This window comes from Stagnihabitans tardus (assembly GCF_009925085.1).
GTDB classification, from domain to species: domain Bacteria; phylum Pseudomonadota; class Alphaproteobacteria; order Rhodobacterales; family Rhodobacteraceae; genus Stagnihabitans; species Stagnihabitans tardus.
The window spans coordinates 1-24,153 of the sequence record NZ_JAABNR010000013.1 but is presented as its reverse complement, the minus strand read 5'-3'; the positions used below and the strand labels follow the sequence as shown (position 1 = coordinate 24,153).

At 66.7% G+C, this 24,153-nt stretch carries 28 protein-coding genes; 15 read left to right on the top strand and 13 right to left on the bottom strand.

All coding sequences use genetic code 11. The features are described 5' to 3' along the window. Nucleotides 1-39: 39 nt before the first annotated feature. Together GV832_RS14245 and GV832_RS14240 are read left to right on the top strand one after the other, a co-directional pair. The gene (locus GV832_RS14245) at nucleotides 40-402 is read left to right on the top strand and encodes an iron chaperone (protein WP_168775555.1); all 363 of its coding nucleotides are present in this window, start codon (nucleotides 40-42) and stop codon (nucleotides 400-402) included. Nucleotides 403-631: 229 nt separating this feature from the next. Next, nucleotides 632-1,303: an SDR family NAD(P)-dependent oxidoreductase gene (locus GV832_RS14240; RefSeq protein WP_168775645.1), complete on the top strand. Its 672-nt coding sequence runs from the start codon at nucleotides 632-634 to the stop codon at nucleotides 1,301-1,303. A gap of 72 nt (nucleotides 1,304-1,375) precedes the next feature. Here the strand turns inward: GV832_RS14240 and ygfZ are convergent, their stop codons facing one another. Both ygfZ and GV832_RS14230 read right to left on the bottom strand, forming a co-directional pair. After that, entirely contained in the window at nucleotides 1,376-2,113 is a 738-nt protein-coding gene (gene ygfZ, locus GV832_RS14235) for a CAF17-like 4Fe-4S cluster assembly/insertion protein YgfZ (protein ID WP_168775554.1), read from the bottom strand. Between the two features lie 9 nt (nucleotides 2,114-2,122). Then, complete coding sequence (locus GV832_RS14230; protein ID WP_168775553.1) at nucleotides 2,123-2,809, bottom strand: fused DSP-PTPase phosphatase/NAD kinase-like protein; 687 nt, start codon at nucleotides 2,807-2,809, stop codon at nucleotides 2,123-2,125. Nucleotides 2,810-2,930: 121 nt separating this feature from the next. Between GV832_RS14230 and GV832_RS14225 the strand changes: the two genes are divergently transcribed. Next, nucleotides 2,931-4,106, top strand: a complete 1,176-nt coding sequence (locus GV832_RS14225) for a pyridoxal-phosphate-dependent aminotransferase family protein (RefSeq protein WP_168775552.1) — start codon at nucleotides 2,931-2,933, stop codon at nucleotides 4,104-4,106. Between the two features lie 123 nt (nucleotides 4,107-4,229). Here GV832_RS14225 and GV832_RS14220 read toward each other — a convergent pair whose 3' ends face one another. Then, nucleotides 4,230-5,294, bottom strand: a complete 1,065-nt coding sequence (locus tag GV832_RS14220; protein WP_168775551.1) for a DmpA family aminopeptidase — start codon at nucleotides 5,292-5,294, stop codon at nucleotides 4,230-4,232. A gap of 143 nt (nucleotides 5,295-5,437) precedes the next feature. Between GV832_RS14220 and GV832_RS14215 the strand changes: the two genes are divergently transcribed. Further along, a complete protein-coding gene (locus GV832_RS14215) occupies nucleotides 5,438-6,217 on the top strand; it encodes a gamma-glutamyl-gamma-aminobutyrate hydrolase family protein (RefSeq protein ID WP_168775550.1) in 780 nt (259 codons plus the stop codon). On the opposite strand, the gene GV832_RS14210 is transcribed toward GV832_RS14215, so the two are convergent. Further along, nucleotides 6,214-7,029: an inositol monophosphatase family protein gene (locus tag GV832_RS14210; protein ID WP_168775549.1), complete on the bottom strand. Its 816-nt coding sequence runs from the start codon at nucleotides 7,027-7,029 to the stop codon at nucleotides 6,214-6,216. The two genes, GV832_RS14215 and GV832_RS14210, sit on opposite strands and share 4 nt — an antisense overlap. A gap of 255 nt (nucleotides 7,030-7,284) precedes the next feature. Here GV832_RS14210 and GV832_RS14205 point away from each other — a divergent pair, with 255 nt between their 5' ends. Further along, the gene (locus GV832_RS14205) at nucleotides 7,285-7,611 is read left to right on the top strand and encodes a DUF6280 family protein (protein ID WP_168775548.1); all 327 of its coding nucleotides are present in this window, start codon (nucleotides 7,285-7,287) and stop codon (nucleotides 7,609-7,611) included. Nucleotides 7,612-7,918: 307 nt separating this feature from the next. On the opposite strand, the gene GV832_RS14200 is transcribed toward GV832_RS14205, so the two are convergent. The 3 genes from GV832_RS14200 to GV832_RS14190 form a co-directional block, all read right to left on the bottom strand. Then, nucleotides 7,919-8,710, bottom strand: coding sequence for a hypothetical protein (locus tag GV832_RS14200; RefSeq protein WP_168775547.1), 792 nt, complete (start codon nucleotides 8,708-8,710; stop codon nucleotides 7,919-7,921). A gap of 122 nt (nucleotides 8,711-8,832) precedes the next feature. Next, nucleotides 8,833-10,227 carry a TolC family outer membrane protein gene (locus tag GV832_RS14195; RefSeq protein ID WP_227754428.1) on the bottom strand — a complete coding sequence of 465 codons (1,395 nt, stop codon included), beginning with the start codon at nucleotides 10,225-10,227 and terminating at the stop codon, nucleotides 8,833-8,835. Between the two features lie 61 nt (nucleotides 10,228-10,288). Next, nucleotides 10,289-10,924, bottom strand: coding sequence for a protein-L-isoaspartate O-methyltransferase family protein (locus GV832_RS14190; RefSeq protein WP_168775546.1), 636 nt, complete (start codon nucleotides 10,922-10,924; stop codon nucleotides 10,289-10,291). A gap of 243 nt (nucleotides 10,925-11,167) precedes the next feature. Here GV832_RS14190 and GV832_RS14185 point away from each other — a divergent pair, with 243 nt between their 5' ends. Beyond that, nucleotides 11,168-11,377, top strand: coding sequence for a hypothetical protein (locus GV832_RS14185; protein ID WP_168775545.1), 210 nt, complete (start codon nucleotides 11,168-11,170; stop codon nucleotides 11,375-11,377). 5 nt (nucleotides 11,378-11,382) lie between these two features. Here the strand turns inward: GV832_RS14185 and hisI are convergent, their stop codons facing one another. Then, nucleotides 11,383-11,748, bottom strand: coding sequence for a phosphoribosyl-AMP cyclohydrolase (gene hisI, locus GV832_RS14180; protein WP_168775544.1), 366 nt, complete (start codon nucleotides 11,746-11,748; stop codon nucleotides 11,383-11,385). A gap of 96 nt (nucleotides 11,749-11,844) precedes the next feature. On the opposite strand from hisI, the gene GV832_RS14175 reads away from it, so the two are divergent. Both GV832_RS14175 and GV832_RS14170 read left to right on the top strand, forming a co-directional pair. Further along, the gene (locus GV832_RS14175; protein ID WP_168775543.1) at nucleotides 11,845-12,285 is read left to right on the top strand and encodes an iron-sulfur cluster assembly scaffold protein; all 441 of its coding nucleotides are present in this window, start codon (nucleotides 11,845-11,847) and stop codon (nucleotides 12,283-12,285) included. 231 nt (nucleotides 12,286-12,516) lie between these two features. Further along, on the top strand, nucleotides 12,517-12,657 hold the full coding sequence (locus GV832_RS14170; protein WP_168775542.1) for a hypothetical protein: 141 nt from the start codon (nucleotides 12,517-12,519) through the stop codon (nucleotides 12,655-12,657). Nucleotides 12,658-12,842: 185 nt separating this feature from the next. Here the strand turns inward: GV832_RS14170 and tyrS are convergent, their stop codons facing one another. Next, the gene (gene tyrS / locus GV832_RS14165; protein ID WP_168775541.1) at nucleotides 12,843-14,093 is read right to left on the bottom strand and encodes a tyrosine--tRNA ligase; all 1,251 of its coding nucleotides are present in this window, start codon (nucleotides 14,091-14,093) and stop codon (nucleotides 12,843-12,845) included. Between the two features lie 82 nt (nucleotides 14,094-14,175). Between tyrS and GV832_RS14160 the strand changes: the two genes are divergently transcribed. Beyond that, nucleotides 14,176-15,237: an anhydro-N-acetylmuramic acid kinase gene (locus GV832_RS14160; protein WP_265332516.1), complete on the top strand. Its 1,062-nt coding sequence runs from the start codon at nucleotides 14,176-14,178 to the stop codon at nucleotides 15,235-15,237. 375 nt (nucleotides 15,238-15,612) lie between these two features. Here the strand turns inward: GV832_RS14160 and GV832_RS14155 are convergent, their stop codons facing one another. After that, nucleotides 15,613-16,053 carry a type II toxin-antitoxin system RatA family toxin gene (locus tag GV832_RS14155; RefSeq protein ID WP_168775539.1) on the bottom strand — a complete coding sequence of 147 codons (441 nt, stop codon included), beginning with the start codon at nucleotides 16,051-16,053 and terminating at the stop codon, nucleotides 15,613-15,615. 116 nt (nucleotides 16,054-16,169) lie between these two features. On the opposite strand from GV832_RS14155, the gene hpt reads away from it, so the two are divergent. The 4 genes from hpt to GV832_RS14135 all read left to right on the top strand — a co-directional run bounded on the left by hpt (nucleotide 16,170) and on the right by GV832_RS14135 (nucleotide 18,426). Then, nucleotides 16,170-16,709, top strand: coding sequence for a hypoxanthine phosphoribosyltransferase (gene hpt / locus GV832_RS14150; RefSeq protein ID WP_168775538.1), 540 nt, complete (start codon nucleotides 16,170-16,172; stop codon nucleotides 16,707-16,709). After that, nucleotides 16,706-16,864, top strand: a complete 159-nt coding sequence (locus GV832_RS14145; RefSeq protein ID WP_168775537.1) for a hypothetical protein — start codon at nucleotides 16,706-16,708, stop codon at nucleotides 16,862-16,864. Before hpt ends, GV832_RS14145 begins: the two co-directional genes overlap by 4 nt. Nucleotides 16,865-16,939: 75 nt before the next feature. After that, nucleotides 16,940-17,827, top strand: a complete 888-nt coding sequence (locus GV832_RS14140) for a cytochrome c (RefSeq protein ID WP_168775536.1) — start codon at nucleotides 16,940-16,942, stop codon at nucleotides 17,825-17,827. Continuing rightward, nucleotides 17,824-18,426 carry a glutathione S-transferase family protein gene (locus GV832_RS14135; protein ID WP_168775535.1) on the top strand — a complete coding sequence of 201 codons (603 nt, stop codon included), beginning with the start codon at nucleotides 17,824-17,826 and terminating at the stop codon, nucleotides 18,424-18,426. The genes GV832_RS14140 and GV832_RS14135 overlap by 4 nt, the downstream gene beginning before the upstream one ends. 114 nt (nucleotides 18,427-18,540) lie before the next feature. On the opposite strand, the gene lipA is transcribed toward GV832_RS14135, so the two are convergent. Continuing rightward, nucleotides 18,541-19,488: a lipoyl synthase gene (gene lipA / locus GV832_RS14130; RefSeq protein ID WP_168775534.1), complete on the bottom strand. Its 948-nt coding sequence runs from the start codon at nucleotides 19,486-19,488 to the stop codon at nucleotides 18,541-18,543. Nucleotides 19,489-19,611: 123 nt separating this feature from the next. On the opposite strand from lipA, the gene GV832_RS14125 reads away from it, so the two are divergent. Beyond that, entirely contained in the window at nucleotides 19,612-20,538 is a 927-nt protein-coding gene (locus GV832_RS14125; RefSeq protein ID WP_227754427.1) for a hypothetical protein, read from the top strand. 119 nt (nucleotides 20,539-20,657) lie between these two features. On the opposite strand, the gene GV832_RS14120 is transcribed toward GV832_RS14125, so the two are convergent. Continuing rightward, the gene (locus tag GV832_RS14120; protein ID WP_435531765.1) at nucleotides 20,658-21,776 is read right to left on the bottom strand and encodes a DUF6456 domain-containing protein; all 1,119 of its coding nucleotides are present in this window, start codon (nucleotides 21,774-21,776) and stop codon (nucleotides 20,658-20,660) included. A gap of 210 nt (nucleotides 21,777-21,986) precedes the next feature. On the opposite strand from GV832_RS14120, the gene GV832_RS14115 reads away from it, so the two are divergent. Then, nucleotides 21,987-22,295, top strand: a complete 309-nt coding sequence (locus GV832_RS14115) for a DUF6477 family protein (protein WP_168775532.1) — start codon at nucleotides 21,987-21,989, stop codon at nucleotides 22,293-22,295. Nucleotides 22,296-22,411: 116 nt separating this feature from the next. On the opposite strand, the gene GV832_RS14110 is transcribed toward GV832_RS14115, so the two are convergent. Then, nucleotides 22,412-23,956 carry a trimethylamine methyltransferase family protein gene (locus tag GV832_RS14110; protein ID WP_168775531.1) on the bottom strand — a complete coding sequence of 515 codons (1,545 nt, stop codon included), beginning with the start codon at nucleotides 23,954-23,956 and terminating at the stop codon, nucleotides 22,412-22,414. Nucleotides 23,957-24,153: the final 197 nt, after the last annotated feature.

Genomic DNA, 24,153 nt, shown 5'->3' with positions numbered 1-24,153 from the left:
CCCCCTTGGCGCCGATCCTTGGCGCAAAGGGAGAGCCCCGTGTCCGACGTCGATGCCTATATCTCCGCCCTGCCCGAGGATCAGACCCAGGCTCTGACCCGCCTGCGCGCCATCCTGAAGGCGCGGCTGCCCGACCACCTGGAGGTGATCTCCTACAAGATGCCCGGCTTCCGCCAGCCCGGCCCCAAGGGCCGCATGGTCGCAGGCTATGCCGCCTTCGCGCGGAATTGCGGCTACTACCCCCATTCCGGCACCGTCATCCCCCAGTTCCCAGACCTGACCGCCGCCTTCAAGACCACGCCCGGAGCCATCTCTTTCACCCCATCCCATCCCCTGCCCGAGCCCCTCGTCCTGGCCCTGGTCGAGGCCCGCCTGGCCGAGATCGCCCAGACCGGCAAGTAGCCCCCCCTTTCACATTGGCCCAAATATCCCACGGGGGTCTCGGGGGCTGTGAAAGCCCCCGAGGCAGGGGGTGCGGGGGACGGCAGTCCCCCGCTTCCCGCTGTGGGGCCCTCCACCCGCCCTTGCGCTTTCCGCGCCCCCGGCCTAATTCCCTCTCACCTTTTCCCAAAGATCCCACTTGGATCCGGGGGTGCGATCCCCCGGGGCCTGCCGTCAGACGGAGCGCATGATGACCCAGACCAAACTCGCCCTCGTCACCGGCGCCTCGCGGGGTCTGGGCGCGGCGCTCGCCGAGACGCTGGCGCTGCGCGGCTGGCATGTCGTGGCGGTGGCGCGCACCGTGGGCGGGCTCGAGGAACTCGATGACCGCGTCAAGGCCCATGGACTGCCCGGCGCGGGTGCCCTGACCCTGGCGCCGATGGACATCACCAGTGACGACGCCATGCGCCACCTTTGCCTCTCCATCCATCAGCGCTGGGGCGGTCTCCAGCTCTGGGCCCATGCCGCGATCCATGCCACCCCCCTGACCCCGGCGGGCTCCCTGGCGCAGAAGGACTGGGAGAAGGCGCTGGCCACCAATATCCGCGCCACGGGGCAACTGATCCCGATGGTCGAGCCGCTGTTGAAGATCGGTCAGGGCACGGCAGTCTTCTTCGACGACCCGCGCGCGGGGCAGAAGTTCTTCGGCGCCTATGGTGCCTCCAAGGCGGCGCAAATCGCGCTGGCCGGCTCCTGGCAGGCCGAAACGGTCAAGATCGGTCCGCGCGTGGTCATCGCATCGCCGCGCCCGATGCCCACGGCCACCCGCGCCCGCTTCTTCCCCGGCGAGGACCGCAGCAAGCTGGTCGCCCCCGCCACCGAGGCCAATCGCCTGCTGGACGAGATCCTGTCCCGCAGCTGAGCCCCGCTCAGCTGCCGATTTTTCGCAGAAAAATCGCCCCCCTCCGGCGAGCCCCGATTTTTCGCAGAAAAATCAGGGCGCGAGCCGGACAGCGCCCCCCGCAGCCTCCATCGCGCCCTCGGTGCGGTCAAAGCGCAGCCAAGCGAGGCCCCGCCCGCCCGATTGCGTATAGACCGCCCCCGCCTCCTTGCCCGCAGCGGTGACCGGCGTCCCCACGGGAACAGGCGCCTCCAGCGCCACCCGCACCAGGCCCTTGCGCAGCTCGGTCTTGTGCTTCATCCGCGCGGTGACCTCCTGGCCCACATAGCAGCCCTTGCGGAAATCGACGCCGCGCAGGCGCTCGAAGCCCAGTTCCAGCGGATAGCTTTCCTCCGGCACCAGTTCGATGCCGCTTTCGGGCACCATTGCCTCGACCCTTATCGCGTCCCAATCGACCTGGGCCTCTGCCCCCGCGCCGTAAAGCCGCCAGCCCAGGGCTTCATGGCGCGGATCGGCCAGCGCGCCTTCGGGCGCCGCCCCAAGGCCCCGCACCACGCCCGTCTCGCGGGCCACAAAGCGCACATCCGCCCGCAGCCGATACATCGTCAGCCGCCGCAAAACCCCATCGGCCATGGGCTCGGGCAGGTCGAGGAAGAGCCCCCCCCCGTCGTTTCCCACGAAGAAATCCGCCAGGTACTTGCCCTGGGGCGTCAGAAGCCCCGCCCAGACCAGACCCTTCCCCTTGGCCAGGGGCAGCACGTCATTCGTCACCAGACCCTGCAGGAAGGGCAGGACATCCGCCCCCTCCAGCCCCACGATGCGCCGTTCCATCTTGCCCTCTCAGAACCGCGGCGCTCCACCGAGCCGCCGCTTGAAACTTTCGGTGATCCGCAGCCGGTCGTAATCCTCTTCCGCCCATTGCCGGAAACTGCGCCCCCGCGCCTCCTCGCCATAGCACAGAAGGATCTCGTCCATGATCCCGGTCTTGGACCGCCGCAGATGCAGATAGCGCAGCGACAATTGCCCCATGGCCTCCTGAAGGCTCTTGCCTTCGACCGCCAGGAGATAGATCGCCGCCGCAAGCCCCGTCCGGTCCGCCCCGCTCTTGCAATGGATCAGGACAGGCTTCTGCAGCCCCGTCAAGAGATCGACCAGCTCGACCAGTTGCCAGCCATGGGGCGCGCGGCGTGCCGAAAAACTCAGGTCGATCCGCGTCAGACCCAGCCGCTCGGTCGCCTCTTGCTCGAAGAGGAAGAACCCCTCCTGCGGCCGCCCGCGCAGATTGATCACCGTCTTCAATCCCAGCCGCCGCGCCCAGGTCGCCAGCCGCCCCGGCGAGGGCTGGTTCGACCGCCAGACCCCCGGCGCGATCTGGTGCAGATTGCTCCAGAGAACCCGCAGGAAGGCATGGTCCATCAGCTGGAAATGCCACCAGGCCGCCCGCCGCGCCGCTGGCGTCGAGATGTCGCTGCCATAGGCCGCCGTCAGCTGCCTTTGCCAGTCCAGAAACCTCTCGCGCAGTCCCATTGCAGCCCTTTCCTTGGTCAGACCCCGACTTAGGCACTTCTGCGCCGGCTCGCAACCTCAGTTGACCTTGCCCGCGCCAGACCCTACCCCTTGGCCCATCCCCCGTTGCGCAGGAAGCCCCATGACCGGACGCCATTACACCGCCATCCCCGGCCCCTCTGTACTGCCCGACCGCGTGCTGGCCGCCATGCACCGCGCCGCGCCGGATATCTATGCGCCCGAGATCGAGGCCATGGCGGCCGGGATCGCCACTGATCTCAAGACCCTGGCCGGGACCAGGGGCAACCTGGCCATGTATCTCTGCAATGGCCACGGCACCTGGGAGGCCATGGCGACCAACCTCTTCTCGCCGGGGGATCCCGTGCTGCTTCTGGCCTGCGGCACCTTCGGCCATGGCTGGGCCAATGTGCTGCGGGGCCTGGGGCTTGACCCGCAGGTCATCGACTTCGGCCTGCGGAGCCCCGCCGACCCAGAGGCGGTGACCAAGGCCCTGCGCGCGGCCCCCGCGACCCGGGCCGTGCTGGTGACCCATGTCGATACCGCGACCTCGGTCCGCAGCGATGTGGCGGCGATCCGGGCGGCCATGGATGCGGCGGGCTCCGATGCGCTCCTGGCGCTGGACTGCGTGGCCTCTCTCGGCTGCGACGAGGTGCGGATGGATGATTGGGGCGTCGATGTCCTGCTCGGCGCCAGTCAAAAGGGGCTGATGACGCCGCCCGGCATGGGCTTTGTCTGGTTCTCCGACAAGGCCAGGGCGGCAGGAGAGGGCGCGCGGCTGCGCACGCCCTATTGGGACTGGACCCGCCGCGCCGATCCGGCCGAGTTCTGGCAATACTGGTTCGGCACCGCGCCGACCCATCACCTTTACGGCTTGCGGGAGAGCCTGACCATGATCCTGCGCGAAGAGGGCCTGCCCGCGCTCTGGGCCCGGCATGAGCGGCTGGCCCAGGCCGTCTGGGCCGCGGTCGAGGCCTGGGGAAGGGGCAATCCCGAGATCCGCCTGAACGTCGCCGATCCTGAGGCGCGGGGCCGTTCGGTCACCTCGGTGCAGTTCGGCGCCCCCCATGCGGCCGCCTTGCGCGATTGGGTGACGGCCCATGGCCTGACGCTGGGCGTGGGGCTTGGCATGGGGACCGAGGCAGACCCCAAGGCCTCGGGCTGGCTGCGCATCGCCCATATGGGCCATGTGAATGGACATATGACGCTGGGAGCCTTGGCGGTGATCGAGGCGGGCTTGCAGGCGCTTGGCATCCCGCATGGCCAAGGCGCGCTGGAGGCTGCCGCCAAGGTGATCTGACGCTGCCGCATCCCCCACTCCCCGCCGCCCCGGGCTTGAGCCCCGGGGCCTCGACGGCAAGGTCACGCCCCTGGGGTCGAGGTCCAGGGGCTCAAGCCCGGGACGGCAGAGCCTGCAAAGAGCTCAGCTGAACAGCGCCGCAAGCCGCGCGGTGTCGATGCCCTTGACCACCATCCCCTTGGGCTTGACCGCCGCCACATCGACCCCCGCCACGATGGCGTTGACGATGGCCTCCTCCACCGCCTCGGTCGCGGCGAGGTATAGCGGGTCGCAGATCTCCTGGTTGATCTCGGTCCGGCTGATCAGAGGCCAGCCGGCTTGCGGCATGGGCCCGGCATTGGCCGTCGAAAAGGCCAGGAAGATATCGCCCGAGGAATTGCCCGAAGGCGTGCCCCCCCGCGCCACCCCCATGCTTGCCCGCCGCGCCAGGTGCCGCAGCGTCAGGGGCGACAGGGGTGCATCGGTGGCGATCACCACGATGATCGAGCCCTGCTCCTTCTCTCGCCAGGCCCCCTCGGGCATCAATTGGCCCACAGGCTTGCCCAGCACCTGGAACCAGGGCCGCCGCCCATGGTTGGCCTGCACCAGGGCCCCCACCGTGAACCCCTGCCCTCCCAGCGTGATCTTGCGCGACGAGGTCCCCGTCCCCGCCTTCCACTCATAGGCGATCATCCCATTGCCGCCGCCGGTGGAGCCCTCTTCGACATAGCCCCCCTTCGCCGCTGCAATCGCCGCCTTGGCGTGATCGGGCCCGACATGCAAAGCGTTGATGTCGTTGAGGATGCCGTCATAGGTCTCTGCCACGACGGGCATGGCCCAGGAATGCTCGGTCTGGAACCAGTCGGCATAGGTCTCGATCATCCATTCCGTCACGCCATGATGCACCGCGCCGATGGCATGGGTGTTCGAAATGCAGATCGGCCCGATGAAATAGCCCGCATCGTTGATCCAATGCGTCCCCGTCATCTCTCCGTTCCCGTTCAGCGTGAACTGCCCCGCCCAGACCGGCCCCGGAGCCCCCACCTCGCGCCGAGGCAAGACCGCCGTCACGCCGGTCCGCATCGCCTTGGCCGGATCGGTCAGGGTGCAAAAACCCACCTCGACCCCCGCCACATCGGTGATCGCGTTGAAGGGCCCAGGCGTGCCCGGGAAGGGCAGGCCAAGATCGCGCGCACGGGGTTTGGGCATATTGGGCTCCATCACGGGGATTTCGCCCGATTTGGCGCCATTGTGCGCCCATGATCAAGCCATCAGGGCCGCTTTGCGCAATTTCAAGGCTTTTCGTTCCAGGCTTCCTGACCTAGATTCGCTGAAACCGTCGTGAAATCATCATGAACCGCAAAAAACGTCCCGTCATCGGCATCATCGGCAACTACAGCCTGTTCAACGACCGCTACCCGATCCATTCGAGCGGCACGATGAACGCTGCCGCCGTGGCAGAGGTCTCGGGCGCCATGCCGCTGATCATCCCCTCCGACCCCGCCTTCGTCTCGGTCGAGGAGCTCCTGGAGACCTGCGACGGCTTCCTTCTGACCGGCGGGCGGCCCAACGTCCACCCGTCCGAATATGGCGAGGAAGAGACCCCCGCCCACGGTGCCTTCGACCGCGCCCGCGATGCCATCACGCTCCCCCTGATCCGGGCCTGCGTCGACCGCGGCCAGCCCTTCCTCGGTATCTGTCGGGGCTTTCAAGAGCTGAACGTCGCCATGGGCGGCACCCTGCACCCCGAAATCCGCGAGATTCCGGGGCGGATGAACCACCGCATGCCGCCCGATGGCCAGCTGCACGAACAATTCGCGCTGCGCCATGTGGTCCAGCTGACCGAGGGCGGGATTTTCCACCGGCTCTTCGGCGCGACCTCGGTGATGACCAATACGCTGCATGGCCAGGGCATCATGCGCCCCGGCAACCGCATCGTGATCGAGGGCCAGGCCGAGGATGGCACGCCCGAGGCGATCCATGTCCGCGACGCCAAGGGCTTTACGCTTGCCGTGCAATGGCATCCGGAGTGGAACGCGGCCGATGACCCGGTCTCGCGCCCGCTGTTCCAGGCCTTTGGCGAGGCGGCCCGGGCCTGGGCCCAGGGCGCGCCCCTGCGGCTCATCGCCTAGCGCAGGGCGGCGAAGTCCTTAGCCACCTGCGCCCAGACCTCGGGGCTGCTGGCCGCAAGGATCGCGCCCTCACGCCGCGCGGTCGTATAGTCGGAGCCGTCCAGGAAGCGCGCCACGCCGCCCGCAGCCTGCACCGCCAGCACCCCCGCCGCATGGTCCCAAGGATGCGCCACGGGGCCCGAGATCATGAAATCGACCTGGCCCGAGACCAGCATCCGGTATTCATGCGCCGCACAGCGCAGCGAGGTCACCCGCGCATAGCCCTCCCCCGCCAGGAGCGAGGCCCGCCGTTGCGCCCCGGCGAAAAGCCCATGCGGCACATAGCCGATCAGCTGGGACGCCGCCTTTGCGGGCGCCGTCTGCAGGCGCCGCCGCCCCTGAGCCGTGACCCAAAAGGCGCCCTCGGCATCGGCCTCGATCCAGTCGCCGAGAAGGGGATCGTAATTCATCCCCCAAACCGCCCGGCCCTCTTGCACCACCGCCAGAAGCACCGCGAAAAGCCCAAGGCCAGCCGCGAAATTCCAAGTCCCGTCAACGGGATCGAGGATCACGCAGGTCTCCTGCCCCATCCTCTCGCGCAAAGAGGCATCCCGCGCCACGCCCTCTTCGCCCAGAAGCGCCATGCCGGGCCATTCGCGGGCCAGGGCCTCGGTGATCAGCGCCTCGCTTTCGAGGTCGGCGGCCGTCACGATATCCTGCGGGCCGGTCTTGGTTGCGACCTCGGCCGCGGTCAGCTGGCGAAAGCGCGGCAGGATCGCCTTGCGCGCGGCCTCCTGGACGGCGGCACGGATCGCCTCCTTTGGAATCGTCAAGGGGGCTGCGGGGGCTTGGGTCATGGGGACAATCCGGAAAATGGCGAAAATGCGGCGCAATCTTGAAAGATTTGGGCGCAGCCCCATATATCGTGGGTTCCGCGCCACCTTGGCAACCAGATTGTGGTTAACCGCTCGGAAGCCATGCACCAGACGCAAGGCGGGCTTGTCCTGAGTGGTATGACGAATCGTCGCCAAACCGTTACAAGCGCGGAACGTCGGGAAAGACAAGAGCAAGGAAGAACAGGAACCGCCATGGCCGATTTCGTCGACAGCACGGCATTCAACTTCGAACAGGGTCAGCGCGCGCGCAAGCTTTTTGCCGCCGTCGTGCTTGCCGCCCTGGACGATGCGATCGCGGATGACAAAAAATATGGCAATGGCCCGGACCAGATCGCCCGTTGGGCGCGCTCGCGCGATGGGCGCGAAGTGCTGTCCTGCGCCGGGATCGACCCGAACGAGCGCGTGGTCAAGGGTCTGATGGAATTCGTGGCCAAGGGCGTGCGCACCTCGGTCGCCCTCTCGCGCGAAGAGAGCGAGCGTCGTCACGCCGCCGAGTTGGAACATGCCGACGCCGCCTGAGGGCTGCGCCACAGAGATTGCCGTTTCACGCGCCCCGCTTGGGGCGCGTTTTTTATTGTGGCGAATGGGCTTGGGCAAAACGGGGGCTGTTCCGAGAGCGGGATCCCTGCCGGAACGCCGCGCCTTGCCTAACGGAAGATCCCTTGCAGCGCTCTCGGACAGGTCATGTCCAATGGCGCCAAGCCGTGGCTTGGACCCCGCAGCCTAAAGAAACCATGAAGGAAAGCATCCAAAGGCTTGATGGATAACAAAAGGCGCCCTCTCGGGCGCCTTGGGCGGTGCAACAGGGCTTGCGGGCACCCTGCCCCTATTCCAGCGACTGGACCGAGATGGCACGGGCGATCTCGGCCTTGACCAGCTTGCGGATGTTGCGCGTGATCCGCTCACCCAGGTCGCCTTGCAACTGCTCGCGGATCAGGTCGCGGACCAGTTCGCGCAAGACCTCTTCGGAGAAGATGCTGTCCTCTTCCTGAAGGATGGGCTCGACCGGCTCTGCCTCTTCGGCGGCGGAGGGCGGGGCGGAGAGGTCGGTCGGCGGGACCTCTTGCACCTTGGGCGCGCTCCGCGCAGGTTGACTTGCGACCAGGCGCTCGGCCGCGCGACTGCGGGCGGCATAGGTCTCGGCCATGGGGCGGCGCGCGAAGGTGAAACTGGACCAGTCGAGGCTGGCGAGGTCGGGGGCGGCATCGCCCATCTCGGCCTCCCAGGCCAGGGCATCGGCGGGCTTCGCCTCGACCGGGGCGGGCTTCAGATGCAGACGACCCAAGGGCTCGGGGCTTGCGACCGGGGCCACCTGCGGCTTCGGTGCCTCGGCCGGCTTCACCACGCGCGCTTCGTCCACGGGGCGCGGAGCGACCGATTCGGCGGTTTCCGGCCAAAAGGGCGCCTCGGGCCGTTTCAGCGGCGTGACGGTGGCGACCGGACGGCTCGGCGCAGGCTTGACCCGTTGCGCGGGGGTCAGGATCAACCGATCCTCGACCACCAGCCGCGACAGGATCTGCGGGCGCTGAGCTGTCGCCTGCTTGCGGTCTTGAGAGACGAGTCGCCGGATCGACGAAAGGATATCCTCGATCTCAGCCGCCGTCTTTGCATCCGACATGGGTTAGCCTCGCCCGTCGCCTGTTCATTCGCCCACTCTGGAGCCTGCCGCCAGAATAGGACAGCCGGACCCCGCCTTCAAGCTAAGCCCGGCTTTGGTTAATTTTCCACGCAGATTGCGCTTTATTTGCCGAGAGTCTTCAAAATTCTGTCAAGTTTCGCACCCCGGGTCGAGGTCGCAGGCGCCGTCTTGACCGCGTTGTAATAGGCCTCCGGGTCGAAGGTCGGCACGCCAAGGCGCAGGTCTTCGGCGGTCAGAAGCCCCATCGCCGACAAAAGCGCATATTGGCTGACCGAGAGATTCGCCTGGGCTTGCAGCGCGGCCGCCTTGGCCGACAAGAGGGTCTGCTCGGCCGACAGCACGTCCAACGTGGTCCGGCTGCCAAGGTCGGCCTCTTGCTTGACCCCGTCATAGGCGGCCTGGGCGGCACGGATCTGCTCGCGGTTGGCGATCAGCGAGGCATTGGCCACCAGGATGTTCGACCAGGCCTTGCCCACGGCCTCGGACACCTGGACCCCGGTCTGCAACTGCGCCGCATGGGCCTGCTGCGACGAGGCCACCGCCGAACGCAGCCCCGAAGAGAGCCGCCCCCCGGCATAGATCGTCTGGTCCAGCGTCAGGCCAAGCGACTGATTCTCATTGGAGTTGAAGAACCCTTCTTCATCCAGGCTGCGCGAGATAGAGACCGTGCCCGAAAGCTCGGGCCGGAACTGCGCCTTGGCCAGTTCGATGCCCAGATCGGCCGCCTTGGCCTGGTGGCCCGCCTGCTCGATCACCGGATGATTGCGCAGCGCCAGGGCCCGCGCCTCTTCGACGGTGCGGACCGCGATCTTGGCATTGGGCACCGGGGAAAGCGCATCGGGGTAATGGCCGATGGCGGCCTTGTAACGCTCACGCGCGATGTTGAAATTGCCCTGGGCCGAGGCCAGGGCCGCCTTGGCCGAGGCCAGTTGCGCCTCTGCCAGGGCCACGTCGGTCTTGGTGACCTCGCCCACGTCGAACTTGTCTTGCGCGGCCTTCAGGTCTTCGGAGTTCAGCCGGACGTTGGATTGCTGCGCCGCGACCAGGTCGGTCTGCAGGGACATGTTCACATAGGCCGAAATGGCGTCCAGCAGCACCTGTTGCTCGACATTGACCAGCGAGGCGCGGGCAGCGAGGACCAGTTCGTCCTTGATCTCGACGCCCAGCTTGCCGCGCCCGAAATCCAGGAGCGTCTGGCTCAGCGCAAGGGTCAGGCTGCCCGAGGTCGATTCCGCTGCCGAAAAGAAGCTCGGGTCCGAATTGCGCGAGAACCCGTATTTCGCCTGGAAGCTCAACACCGGCAAGAGCGAGCCCACGGCGGTCGCCACGTCTTCATCGGCGGCGCGCAGCACGGCCTGGTTCTGCTCCAGGAGATGGGAGTTGCGATAGGCCGCGACCAAGGCATCGCTCAGGCTTTCGGACCAGGCCATCGCGGGGGCCATCAGCGCGACCCCCATCATCAATCTTGCCACGAGCTTGCGCATCATCCACCTCATCTGAGGCACCCGGCGGCTTCCCGTCGCGGCGCCAACCTGCCCGGGTCTTGGTCGACCCTGTTTAAAGCACGAACCCGCGACGGGCTTCGAACCCGGGCAGGACAGGCGCCGTCGCATTGAAAGCCTGGCGCCAGCCGATCTTGCCATCCAACTTAAGCCCGATCCGCGCAATGCCAAGGGCACCTTCCATGAAGATTGCGCCGACGCGGCCCGCTTCGTTCAATTGTGCGGCCAAAGCCTCGGGCAGGGTTTCGATGCCGCCCTCGATCAGGATCAGGTCGTAAGAGCCCTTGACGCCCTGGGCCAGCGGCCCGGTGACCACCTGGACCCCGGAGCCAAGCCGCGCGCTGGCAGCCTCGGCCATGGCGGCATCGCTTTCCAGCGCGGTGACCTTTGCCCCCATCTCGGCCAGCACGGCAGCCGAATAGCCATAGCCCGCCGCCACGACGAGCGCGCGCTCGCCGGGCTCGACATCCAGCGCGTCCAGAAGCTTGGCCAGGCTGCGCGGCTCCAGCACGACACGGCCGGGCGCAAGGTTGAGGTTCTGCCCGACATAGGCCGCCTCTTTCGCCGCTTCGGGCACGAAGGCCTCACGCGGGACCGAGAGCATGGCGGCGATGATGGGGAACTTCGTCACGTCCTGCGGGCGGACCTGGGTGTCGACCATCGTCACGCGGCGGGAGGCAAAATCGGTCATCTGAGGCATCCGGATGTTCTGCGACAACTGGGAAGGGCCGGACAAGGTCCCGACCCGCTGTCAGCGTCTTGCCACAAGTGCCGCGAGGGGGCAACAGGCCTTGGCGCGGGCAAGCCGGGCTTCGGGCGCCAAGTTGCGGGAAAGTGTTCGAATTTTCGGCAGGGCGCGGGCGCAAAGACTTGGTTAACCCCTGCGTGCCAATCTTGGCGTGCCAATCTTGCCTGGTCCAGAACGGAGCCCACCATGACCCAGGTCACCCCGCACAGCCCCTCCCCCTCCGCCCCGCCTTGGGCCGAAAGCCTCTCTCCCCATCGCGTCGCGACCGAACTTTCCGACATCCGCCGCGAGATTGCCCGCCTCAAACGGCGCGAGGCCGCGCTCTTGTCGGGCGAGCCTGTCGCGACCCTGCGCCCCGGCTGGCCCATGCAGCGGCTGCGGCAGGACCGGGGCTGAAGGCGTCAGACCATCGGCGCCAGGATTTCGACCTCTTCGCCCTGCCTTATGGCGGTGTAAAAGCACGACCGCCGGTTGGTGTGGCAGGCCGGTCCCTCCTGGGTGACCAGCGCCAAAAGGCAATCGCGGTCGCAATCGAGCCGCAGTTCCACCAGGGCCTGGTGGTGACCCGAGCTTTCGCCCTTGACCCAGAAGCTTTGACGCGAGCGTGACCAATAGGTGACCTTGCCGGTCTCCAGCGTGCGCGCGACCGAGGCCGCATTCATCCAGGCCAGCATCAGGACCTCGCCCGTGGCATGGTCCTGGGCAATGCAGGGCAAAAGGCCGTTCGCGTCATAGGTCAGGCTGGCGGGATCGAAGGATTTGGTCATCGGCTCTCCTTGGCGCGGGCGGGAACAGGGGCTATCTAAGGTCAAAGCGCCGCCTTGACCATGGCCAGCGATCATCAACCCCTCAGGACGCCCCAGATGAGCGACAGCGACCTCGTCTCCCTCTATTCCGGCCGTATCCTCGCTTTGGCGGCCGATATCCCGTATCTGGGCAAGCTGGACAGCCCCCAGGGCAGCGCCAAGAAGCGCTCGCCGCTCTGCGGCTCGACCATCGCCGTGGATGTCACGATCCAGGAGGGCAAGGTCGCGGCCTTCGCCCAGGATGTGCGGGCCTGCGCGCTGGGACAGGCCTCTGCGGCGATCCTTGGGGCCAGGGTCCTCGGTCGCACGCGGCCCGAGCTGGAAGCCGCCCGCACCCAGCTGACCTCCATGCTGAAAGAGGGCGGCCCGCCCCCCTCCGCCCCCTTCGACGACTACGAGGTCTTGCTGCCCGCGCGCGACTATCGCAACCGCCACGCCTCGATCCTTCTGGCGCTGGAGGCCACCATCGCCGCCATCGAGGCCGCCGAAGCCGCGTGATCGAGACCCGCTTCCTGGCCGAGGCCCATGCCTTCATCGGGGCCAGCGCCGAGGCGGAAGAGCGCGCCATGGACCTCCTGCGCGCCCATTGACCTCCAGCGCGCCCAATTCGAAAACTGGAATGGTGGCCTCTATCCCCATATCTTCCTTGGGGATTTTGCCCAGTCCCTAAACCCGGCTTCCCCCTTCCCGCCCGGGGTGCAAGCCTTCCTCGGAAGGCTGGACGCCGCCATGGCCGGCAAAGGCCACAACCTCCAGCGCCTCGTCAGCGCGGGCTTCGTCGAGAGCCTGACCCCCTCGCCCGAACTCCGCGCCCGCCTCTCACCCTGGCCCGCCCTGTCGCGCGACCTCACGCGCCTCTTCGGCCCCTGAACCTCCCCCAAGACCAGGCGCCACTTCCCTTTCAACTTGGCTCAAATACTCCCACGGGAGGGGTCCGGGGAGGGTGTGAAACCCTCCCCGGGGGTCGGCCCAAGGGCGACGCCAACCGGGAAAGCAAGAACGCCAAGGGTCCCCCCTTGGCGTTCCATGTCTTTGCGCAGGTCTCTCTCGACAGGTCAGCCCAGAACCACCAAGGCATGACGCTTCTTGCCCGCGGTCAGCTTGACCGGATCGGCCAGCTCCCCTGCCCCGAACCGCTGGCCCGCATCCAGCGCGATCTCGTCATTGACCCGCGCCCCACCATCGAGGATCAGCCGCTTGGCCTCTTTCCCGGTGGGCGCCAGGCCCGCCCGGACGAAAAGCTGCGCGAGCGTGATCCCCTCGGCCACCTCGGCCACCGTCAGGTGCAGGGTGGGCAGGTCATCGCCCACGCCGCCCTTCTCGAAGACCTCGCGCGCCGTGGCCTCCGCCGCCGCCGCAGCCTCCGCCCCATGCAAGAGCCCCGTGACCGCATTGGCCAGAGCGATCTTGGCCTGGTTGATCTCGGAGCCCTGAAGCGCGCCCAGGCGGTTGCATTCGTCCAGGGGCAGCTCGGTGTAAAGCTTCAGGAAACGCCCCACGTCGGCATCGGTCGTGTTGCGCCAGAACTGCCAGAACTCGTAAGGGCTCAGCATCTCGGCATTCAACCAGACCGCGCCGTTTTGCGACTTGCCCATCTTCTTGCCGTCGCTGGTCGTCAGAAGCGGAGAGGTCAGGCCATAGACCTCGTGCTCGACCACCCGCCGCGTCAGGTCCACGCCATTGACGATGTTGCCCCATTGATCGCTGCCGCCCATCTGCAACAGGCAGCCGTAGCGGCGGTTCAGCTCGAGGAAGTCATAGGCCTGCAAGATCATGTAGTTGAACTCGAGGAAAGAGAGCGACTGCTCGCGATCCAGCCGGGACTTCACCGATTCGAAGGACAGCATCCGGTTGACGGAGAAATACCGCCCGATGTCGCGCAGGAAGCCGATGTAGTTCAGCCCGTCCAGCCATTCGGCATTGTTGACCATGACCGCATCGTTCGGCCCCTCGCCAAAGGTGACGTAGGGCGAGAAGGCGCGCTTGATGCCTGCGATATTGTCGCCGATCTGGTCATCGGTCAGCAGCGGGCGCTCGTCGGCGCGGAAGGAGGGGTCGCCGATCTTCGTCGTCCCCCCGCCCATCAGGACGATGGGCTTGCCGCCACACTTTTGCAGCCAGCGCAGCATCATGATCTGGATGAGCGAGCCCACATGCAGCGACTTGGCCGTGGCGTCGAAGCCGATATAGCCCGGCACGACCCCCGCCTTGAAGGCCTCGTCCAGCGCCTGGTAGTCGGTGCAATCGGCCAGGTAGCCGCGCTCGATCATCACGCGCAGGAAGTCGGATTTCGGGTGGTAGGTCATGGCTCCCCCATGCATTATTGACCGAAGTCGTATAGCGGGGGCGCAGGTGAAGGAAAAGGACGAACCGCTCTGGGTTCTGGGGATGATGTCGGGGACCTCGCTGGACGGGGTCGATGCGGCCATGGTGCTGACCGACGGCATCAGGGTGCTGGATTTCGGCCCCCATGCCTTTCGCCCCTATGCCGAGGCCGAGCGGGCGACCATCGCGGCGGGCTTTGGGGCCTGGCCGGGCGATCCCCCGGTCCGCGCGGCGGCCGAGGTGGTCGAGGCCGCCCATGTCGAGGTGGCCAGCCGGTTCGCGGACGTGGCGCTGGTGGGCTTTCATGGCCAGACACTGGCCCATGATCCCGGCGGGCGGGGGACGCACCAGGCCGGGGATGGCCAGGTCCTGGCCAGTGCGCTCGGCCTGCCGGTGGTCTGGGATTTCCGCAGCGCAGATGTGGCGCTGGGGGGCCAGGGCGCGCCCCTGGTGCCGTTTTTCCACCATGCGCTTGGCCGCCGACTGGGCGCGACCGAACCCCTGGCCTTCCTGAACCTCGGGGGCGTGGGCAACCTGACCTGGGTCGATCCGCGCCTGACTTCCCCCGAGGCGCCCGGCGCGCTCCTGGCCTTCGACACCGGGCCTGCCAATGCGCCGGTCAATGACCTGATGCAGGAGCGGCGCGGTCAGGCCCTGGACGAGGGCGGGGCGCTGGCCCTCTCGGGCAGGCCCGACGCAGAGGTGATCGCCCGGTTCCTCGCCTCGCCCTATTTCTTCAAGGTGCCGCCCAAGTCCCTGGACCGCAACGCCTTTCACGACCTATTGCCCTGGGTGGCCCATCTCTCCGATGCCGATGCGGCCGCCACCCTAACCCAGGCCGCCGCCGAGGCCGTGGCCCGCGGGGCCGAGCATTTCCCCGCCCCGATCTCGCGGCTTCTGGTGGCGGGCGGGGGCCGCCTGAACGCCGCCCTGATGGCGGCGCTCCGGGCAAAGCTTCCCGGCGTCGAGGATATCGACGCCACCGGGCTGAACGGCGACATGCTCGAGGCCCAGGCCTTCGCCTACCTGGCGGCCCGCGTGCGGCGCGGCCTGCCGACCTCGGGTCCCATGACCACCGGGGTCCGCGCCTCGGTCGGCGGGGGGCAGATCAGCTGGCCGGACTAGGCCCCGGGGTATACCCCGGGCTACGCAGCGAAACGAGAGCCCGCTTCCCAAATCCGCGCGCTTGCGGCGCCCGGGGAAGAGAGGGGCGCTGCCCCTCGGCCTGCGGCCTCACCCCGGGATATTTCTGGACCAATGAAACCAGGACGCCGGGAGATCGACGCGATCAGCTTGCCGGATTGGCCCCCAGTCGCAAGGGTTCCGCGCCCTGCCCTTTCAATTTGGCCCAAGTATCCCCGCCGGAGGCGCAGCTTTCCCCCAAGCGTTCCCCTCAGCCGGACCAGGACAACCCCAGTCGCCTCGCAATCGGCGCCCCCTGCCCTTTCAAATTGGCTGAAATCCTCCCGCCGGAGGCGCAGCTTTCCGCCCGCGCTCCCCTCAGCCGTAAAGCGCCTTGGCGCGCGCCTCGAAGGCGCGGACGACGCGGGTCATGGCCTCGTTGAAGACCAGGCCGATGACGCCCGCCAGGATCGCGTTGCGGAACTCGAAATCCACCTCGAAGGCGACCTTGCAGCCGCCCGGAGCCTCGGCAAAACGCCATTCGGATTTCAGATGCCGGAAGGGGCCGTCGATATACTCGGTCAGGATGCGGCCCTCCTCGCGCAGGAGCGTGACGCGTGAGCCGAATTTCTCGCGGAAGAGCTTGAAGGAGATCACGAGATCGGCCTCCATCACCTCGCCGCCCGGGACTGGCTTTTGCGAGCGGATGCGGGCGGCGGCGGTCCAGGGCAGGAACTGCGGATATTGCGCCACATCGGCCACCAGGTCGAACATCTGGGCAGGCGTGTGGGGGAGAAACTTCTCCTCGGCGTGGCGCATGTTCTTTTCCCTTGCAAAGGCGGGGTCAGGCGGGATTTGTCTTGTGCCCAGACGGAAATCAAGGCCCTCCCGCAAGCGGGGGCGCAATTTCCCCCGGTGCAAAGGAAAGAGCCCAGATGCAAGAGCGTCCCTATGTGATCGACCAGATGATCTCTGCCAAGGCCATCGCGGCCCGGGTCGAAGAGCTGGCCCGCGAGATCACCGAGCATTTCAAGGGCACGGAAAAGCTGGTCGTCGTGGGGCTCTTGCGCGGCTCCTTCATCTTCATCGCCGACCTGATCCGCGAAATCCCCCTGCCCTGCGAGGTCGATTTCCTGGAAGCCTCGTCCTATGGCGACGCCATGCATTCCTCGCGCGAGGTCAAGATCCTGAAGGACCTGCGCGGAGAAATCGCGGGGCGCGATGTGCTGGTGGTCGAGGATATCATCGACACGGGCTTTACCCTGTCCCATGTCAAGCGGCTCCTCATGTCGCGGGAGCCCCGGCGGCTGAAGATCTGCGCGCTTCTGGACAAGCCCTCGCGCCGCGAGGTCGAGATCCGCGCCGACTGGACCGGCTTCGAGATCCCCGACGAATTCGTCGTGGGCTATGGCATCGACTTCGCCCAGAGGAACCGCAACCTGCCCCATATCGGCAAGGTCCGCTTCTCGGAATGACGGTCTTTCGGCGCATGGTCACATGGCTCTGCCGCCCGCCCGGGCGCGTGGCCGTGGTCCCGGTGACTGTGGGCCTTTGCCTTTTGCTGGTCGGGATCGAGACGATCCGGTTCTGGCCCGAGGCGCTGCGGGTCAACGGCAGGCCCGGGCCCTGAGGCCGTCACGCCCGCGTGAGCATGGCTTGCCCGAAGCCGCGCCCCATGTCAGGCTGGCGCAAACAGGAGATTTCCATGGGTCGACTTTTCCGCCGCCTGCTTGCCTTGGCCGTGATGGGGGCCGCGATCGGCTGGTTCCTGACCGCCCCCACGACCCGCGCCACCGCCACGGCCGAGGCCCTGACCCCCGACCCCGCCCATGGCGAGACGGTCTTCTGGGCCTCGGGCTGCGCCTCGTGCCATGCGGCGCCAGAGGCCAAGGGCGAGGCGGTGAGGCTGCTGTCCGGCGGGCAGAAATTCGCCACGGCCTTCGGGACTTTCCTTGCGCCGAACATCTCTCCTTCGAAAGAGGGGATCGGCGACTGGACGCTGGCGCAGTTCATCCATGCCGTCCAGGATGGCGTCCTGCCCGATGGCAGCCACGAATACCCGGCCATGCCCTACGTGGCCTATGCCAAGATGACCGAACAGGACATCGTCGACCTCCATGCCTTTATCGGCACGCTTCCGGCCTCGGATGTGGCGAGCCAGCCGCATGAGGTGGGCTTTCCCTTCAACATCCGCAGGTCTTTGGGCGGCTGGAAGCTCCTGTTCGGCAACCCCTCCTATGTGCTGACCGGCAACCTGACCCCCGAGGTCGAGCGCGGCCGCTATATCGCCGAGGCCATGGCCCATTGCGGCGAATGCCATACGCCGCGCAACGGGCTTGGCGGGCTCGATACCGCGAAATGGCTGGGCGGCGGGGTGATCGAGGCCGGGGCCAAGGTGCCCAACATCACCCCGGGCGGGCTCGACTGGTCCGAGGACGAGATCCTGACCTATCTGACCACCGGGGCCACGCCCGATTTCGACTTTGTCGGCGGGGCCATGGCCCATGTGGTGGACAATATGGGCCATCTGGCGGAAAGCGACGTCAAGGCCCTGGTCGCCTATCTGAAAGCCGTTCCGGCGGTCAGCCCATGATCCTGATCGGCCAATATGACAGCCCCTTCGTGCGCCGCGTCGGCATCGCGCTGAAGCTTTACGGCATGGCGTTCGAACACCGCCCCCTGTCGGTCTTTGGCGACGGGCCCGAGATTGCGCGGCTCAACCCCTTGATGCGGGTGCCGACCCTGGTGCTTGAGGACGGTTTCGTCCTGACTGACAGCCACATGATCCTGGATTACCTCGATCACCGGGTGAACAAGCGCCTGGTGATGTTCCCCCGCCACGAGCCCGCAAGGCACCGGGCGCTGAAAGTCGCAACGCTGGGCACGGGGCTGGCGGAAAAGGCCGTCTCGCTGTTCTACGAGCGGCGCTTGCATGAGGTGACCTCCCCGGTCTGGGAGGCGCGCTGTGCGGCGCAGCTGGGTCAGGTCCTGGCGGCGCTGGAGGAGGATTGCCCGGAGGAATGGTGGTTCGGCGCGCTCGGTCATGCCGATATCGCGGTGGCCTGCGCCCTGCGCTTTGTGACCGAGGCCCATGGCCTGTCCCTGCCCCCGCGCCTGGCCGCCTTTTCCGCCCGCGCCGAGGCGCTGCCCGTCTTTGCCGAGATCTCGCAGCCCTTCCTGCCGCCCAGTTGACCAGCAGAGGGGCGGGTTGACACCCGCCCTACCCGATCCATCGGGCGGCCAAAAACGTTCCGCCTCGTCTTCATGGGTTGCGCTGGTCCAGGGCGGGTTTCAACCCGCCACCCCTTACCGCCCGAGCGCCGCCATCCGGTTGGCCCTGAGCCGGGCGAAGTCGTCGCCCGCGTGGTAGCTTGACCGCGTGAGCGGCGTGGCGGAGACCATCAGGAAGCCCTTGCCCCAGGCCGCCGTCTCATAGGATTTGAACTCCTCGGGCGTGACAAAGCGCGCCACCGCGTGGTGTTTCGGCGTCGGTTGCAAATACTGGCCCACGGTCAGGAAATCGACATCGGCCGAGCGCATGTCGTCCATGACCTGTTTCACCGCAGGCGCATCCTCGCCCAGGCCCACCATGATGCCGGATTTGGTGAAAATCGTGGGGTCCAACTCCTTCACCCGCTGCAAGAGCCGCAAGGAGTGGAAATAGCGCGCGCCGGGGCGGACCTCGGCGTAAAGGCCGGGGACGGTTTCCAGGTTGTGATTGAAGACATCCGGACGGGCGGCCACGACCGCCTCCAGCGCCGAGGGCGGGCATTTCAGGAAATCGGGGGTCAGGACCTCGATCGTGGTGTTGGGAGACCGGTGACGGATCGCCCGGATCGTCTGGGCGAAGTGATCGGCCCCGCCGTCCTCCAGGTCATCGCGGTCAACAGAGGTCACAACGACATGCTTCAGCCCCAGTTCGGCCACGGCATGGGCAACGCGGCCGGGCTCGAAAGCGTCCAGGGACGAGGGCTTGCCGGTCGCGATGTTGCAGAAGGTGCAGCCGCGGGTGCAGATCTCGCCCATGATCATCATCGTGGCGTGACCCTGGCTCCAGCACTCGCCGACGTTCGGGCAGCCCGCTTCCTCGCAGACCGTGACCAGCTTTTTCTCGCGCAGGATGTCGCGGGTCTGCTTGTAGCCCTCCGAGGTCGGCGCCTTGACGCGGATCCAGGACGGCTTCTTCGGCTGGGGATTGTCGGCGCGATGCGCCTTTTCGGGGTGGCGCTCTTCGGGCTTCGTCAGGTCACGCATCACCACTCCTCCGGCCAAAGGCCCGCGATAATTCCCCGTTACATAGCCTTTGACCCATGAGACGAAAAGGTGTTCCGTGCAGTGACTGGCTGCCATGCATGATCGACAAGGATGGAGGTGACCATGGCCGAGGACTGGAGCAAGATCGACCGCGACTGGGCGAAGCTGGAAATGAAGCTCAAAGTCTATGGCCTGGCCCAGGCCAAGAAGCTGTTTGCCATCGTGACGGCCCGGGACAAGCTCTTGGACCAGCACGAAAAAGCCTTCCGCGCCGCGATCCAGGGCGCGATCAAGGCGGGGGTCAAGGGCGACACGCTGAAGGAGCTGTCCGTCCACAAGCCCGTCGTGGCCGCCCAGTCTGATCTGGACGCCGATTGCCGCGAGATCACGACCGAGGTCAAGACGCTGAGCACCTTTTGCAAGGAATGCGAGGTCCTGGGCGACACGGTCGAAAAGCTTTCGGATGCCGTGGCCAAGCTCTTGAAGTCCAGCGGCGGCAAGGCGCCTGCGCCCAAGGCCAAGATGGTGGACAAGATCGAGGCCACCCGCAAAGAGCTGCACGAGGCCGCGACCTTCCGCTTCAAAGTCGACAAGTTCCTCGTGGCCTTTCCCAAGCAATACCCGGCCTGGCTGAAACATGTGGTCGAGAAAGAGCTCGAGAAGGGCTCGGGCGAGGCGGAAAAGCAGCGCGAGAAGGAGGCCGACAAGGAGGGCTTCAGCGCCGAGGCTTTCGAGGACCGCGCGGCCGAGCTCGAGGCGCTGCGCAAGAAGGTGGCCAAGGCCCTCGCCGGGGCCCGTGAAGCGCTGAAGGAGGACCTGCGCAATGCGGCCCAGCTGGTGAAGGAAGCCAACACCGATGTGACCCGGATGCGCAAGCTCCTGGCCGAGGCCAAGGCGCAACGCGACAAGTTCAAGAAAGAGATCGCGCTCTTGAAGGACGCCAAGAAGATCCTGAAGCTGGTCGATGGCCTGCCCGAGATCGTCACCGAGGCCGATGCCGAGCTGAAGAAGGTGGGCACCGAGCTGAAAAAGGCGGTGTCGGCGAAGTAAGTGAAACGGGGGCAAAGCCCCCCGTCCTTGCCCCCCCCCGTCCCTGCCGCCGAGGCCCCGGGTCAAGCCCGGGGCGCCGGAGTGCTGCGGTGCCCCGGGCTTGACCCGGGGCCTCACCCTCAGCCGATCAGCGGGCCCGAGCGGCCATAGGTCTCGTCGTAATGCCGGCGCAGGCGCATCAGCGCGATGCGCAGGACGATCTTGCCCGAGCGCGCGGCCCAACCCATCCGGCGCTCGGCCGCCTCGATGCCTTCGAGGAAGCAGCAGACCCGCAAAGCCACATCGCCAAGGCCGGGGCCAAGGTCGCGCAGCGCTGCCGCCACCCGGTCGCGTGCCGCGCGGGGCCCCTCGGCCAGGCCATCGGAGCGGAAGCCGCCCCGGTCCGAGCCAGTCAGGAAGCGCTCCCAGTTCTGCGCGACGCGGGGGCCCATCTGCGCCAGCTCGTAGTCCTCGCGCAGGCGTTCGGCCGCATCGACCAGCTCGGGCGTCAGGAAGACCTTGCCATCCTTGTCGCGGCGCCGCCCCAGCACCGCCACCGGGCTTTCCGCCAGGTTATACCGCATCCGCCGCGGACCCTCCTCGGTCGCGATCTCGCGCTCGGCCCATTCGCGGTGTTGGTGGCCAAAGACCATGGGCGCCTCGGCCAGGCCCTGTTTGGTGCCCTCCTCCGTCTCCAGCATCCGCTTCAGGGCCATGCGCCCCACGGCGGAAAGCTCATAGCTCGTCACCCGCCCCGCCTTGCGGATGGAGATCCAGTCCTTCAGCGCGAAGGCCTGGGCGAAGGCACGGTCCACGACCCCGGTCCGCGCGCTGCGCCCATCGGGAAACTCGCGCATGGCCACAGCCTTTTCCATGTCGGGCGCCACGGCCAGGACCGAGCCCGGTTCGGCCAGGCGGCGCAGGACGCGCAGGCCCTCGCGGGCGATTTGCTTGTCATCAAGGGTCTGGTGGCGGATCGGGGCGGACATGGGGTCTTCCTTCATGGCTGAACAGGGGGTTTCTCCATCCGCCCTGACCAGGGCCGACAACGCCTCATCCAGCAAGGGATCGTCGCGTCGCCCTTCGTAGCGGCGCACCTGGCGCAGGACCGTCGAGGCATGGCAGCCGTCGCGGCGCGCAATGGCACGAAACGACAGGCCCTGTTCGGTGTGGTCCAGGTAGAGGCGCACGGCCCCCGGCACCCAGGCAGGCAGGTCAGGACGGAGGCTCGGATTTTGCATCTGGGTCATTTCCGTCATGGGCCCTTCCAACCGCATGTTCGATTTGTGCACTTCTGCAACCGTGAGTGGCATTGGTTACCCAAGAGTTAAAATCTGAGACTTTCGCTATAATTGTTTCGAAATCTTAAACATCTTGGTAACCATCGCACGGTTGAAACGGCGGTTGCGCAACGCCAGGTTGAGTTGTGGCAGAGTGATTGTATCCAGATTCGAAACGGAGTGCTGCCCATGTCTGCGAACCGCACCGATTTCCGCACCCTCTTGGCCGACCTGCGCCGGCCGCAATTGCTGATTCGCGCCGCCCGTCTGGGCCTGGCCGAATACCGCCGCGACCGCGACCTGAAGCGGCTGATCGACGGGCAACCGGCGCCCGACCGCTCGATTCCCAAGCTCTTGTCCGAGGAAGAGCGCATGGAAGAGACCCGTCAGCGCGGCGATGCCGGCTATTCGGTCGCCCGCCATATCGAGGTGATGATCGCCCTGATGGCCGAGGTCAGCCTTCTGCCGCGCAACCCGCCGGACCTGCGCCTGGTCTGATTGTCGCAGATCGCACAACAATCGGATTGTCGCCACCCTCGCGACAATCCGGGTTCGAAAAAGCAAAGGCCCGCCGGTTTGGGGAACCGGCGGGCCTTTTCATTTTCAAACATCGCTTAGATGAAGGCGTCAGGCTCCGAAGCCTTGCGCTCGGCCACGAAAGCCTCCAGCGCCTCGGTCTTGGCGACATCCAGCTCGGGCTGGACATAGTCGTTCAGCATCTTCTTCCAGCGCTCGTTGGCCAGCTGCATCGTGTCGCGCGAGCCCTCTTCGGCCCAGGTCTCGAAGGGCTTGTAGTCCAGGAGATCGGTGCGCCAGAAGGCGGTCTTGAAGTTGGCCTGGGTGTGTTCGCAGCCGAGGTAATGGCCGCCCGGACCCACTTCGCGGATCGCATCCATACCCTGGCCGTTTTCATCCATCAGGATGCCCTTGGCCATGTGGTGCAGGGTGCCGAGCTGATCGGCATCCATGACGAACTTCTCGTAAGACGAGACCAGCCCGCCCTCCAGCCAGCCGCAGGCATGGAGCATGAAGTTCACGCCCGACAAAAGCCCCATGTTCAGGCTGTTCGCCGATTCGTAAGCCGCCTGGGCGTCGGGCAGCTTCGACCCGCAGAAGGCCCCCGCCGAGCGGTAGGGCAGGCCCAGACGCCGCACCAGTTGCCCCACGCCATAGGTGATGTGGCTGGCTTCCGGCGTCCCGAAGGTCGGCGCGCCCGAGTTCATGTCGATCGAGGTCACGAAGGCCCCGGCGATGACCGGCGAGCCCGCCCGCACCAGCTGGGAATACGAAACGCCCGCCAGCACTTCCGCCAGCACCTGGGTCAGCGTGCCGCCCACCGTCACCGGCGCCATGGCCCCGCCCACGATGAAGGGCGAGACGATCGAGGCCTGGTTGGCCGCCGCATAGGTCTCCAAGGCGCCCATCATGATCCCGTCGAAGGTCATGGGCGAGTTGATGTTCACGAGCGAGGTCATCACCGTGTTCTGATCGACGAAATCCGACCCAAACAAGATCTTCGCCATGGCGACCGAATCCGCCGCCCGCTCGGGCGCGGTGACCGAGCCCATGAAGGGCTTGTCCGACAGCGTCATATGGGCGAGCAGCATGTCCAGGTGGCGCTTGTTCACCGGCACATCGGTCGGCTCGCAGACCGTGCCGCCCGAATGGTGCAGCCACTTGGACATATAGGCCAATTTCACGAAATTCCGGAAGTCGGCGATGGTGGCATAACGCCGCCCGCCCTCCATGTCGCGCACGAAGGGAGGGCCATAGACCGGGGCCAGGACCAGGTTCCGCCCGCCGATTTCCACATTCCGCGCCGGGTTGCGCGCATGCTGGGTAAAGCTCGAAGGCGCGGTGGAACACAGCTTGCGCGCCAGGCCCCGGGGGATATGGACCCGCTCGCCCCGCACATCGGCCCCGGCATCGCGCCAGCGCTGCAGCGCCGCTTCGTTCTCGACGAAGTTGACGCCGATCTCTTCCAGGATCGTCTCGGCATTGTGCTCGATGATCTGCAGCGCTTCTTCGTTCAGGATCTCGAAGTTCGGGATGTTGCGTTCGATGAACCGCGCGGTTTCGAACGAAACCGCCGTCCGTTCCGCCCGCCGCGAGGCCCCGCCACCGCCGCGCGCCCGCCGTCCTGCCACTTGTTCGTTCATGAAAGCCTCCAGATCCGTTTGCCGCCGTTATGCGCCCAAACCGCGCCCCTTCGCCCGGCAAATGCGGCGCTTAAGGCTCAAAAGCGACATATCCACCGATCAAAACCGACCCTTCCTTTCAACTTGGCGCAAATATCCCGCGGGAGGTCTGGAGGGGCCCCGCGGGCTCCTCCAGGCGGGGGGCTCGGGGGGCGGCA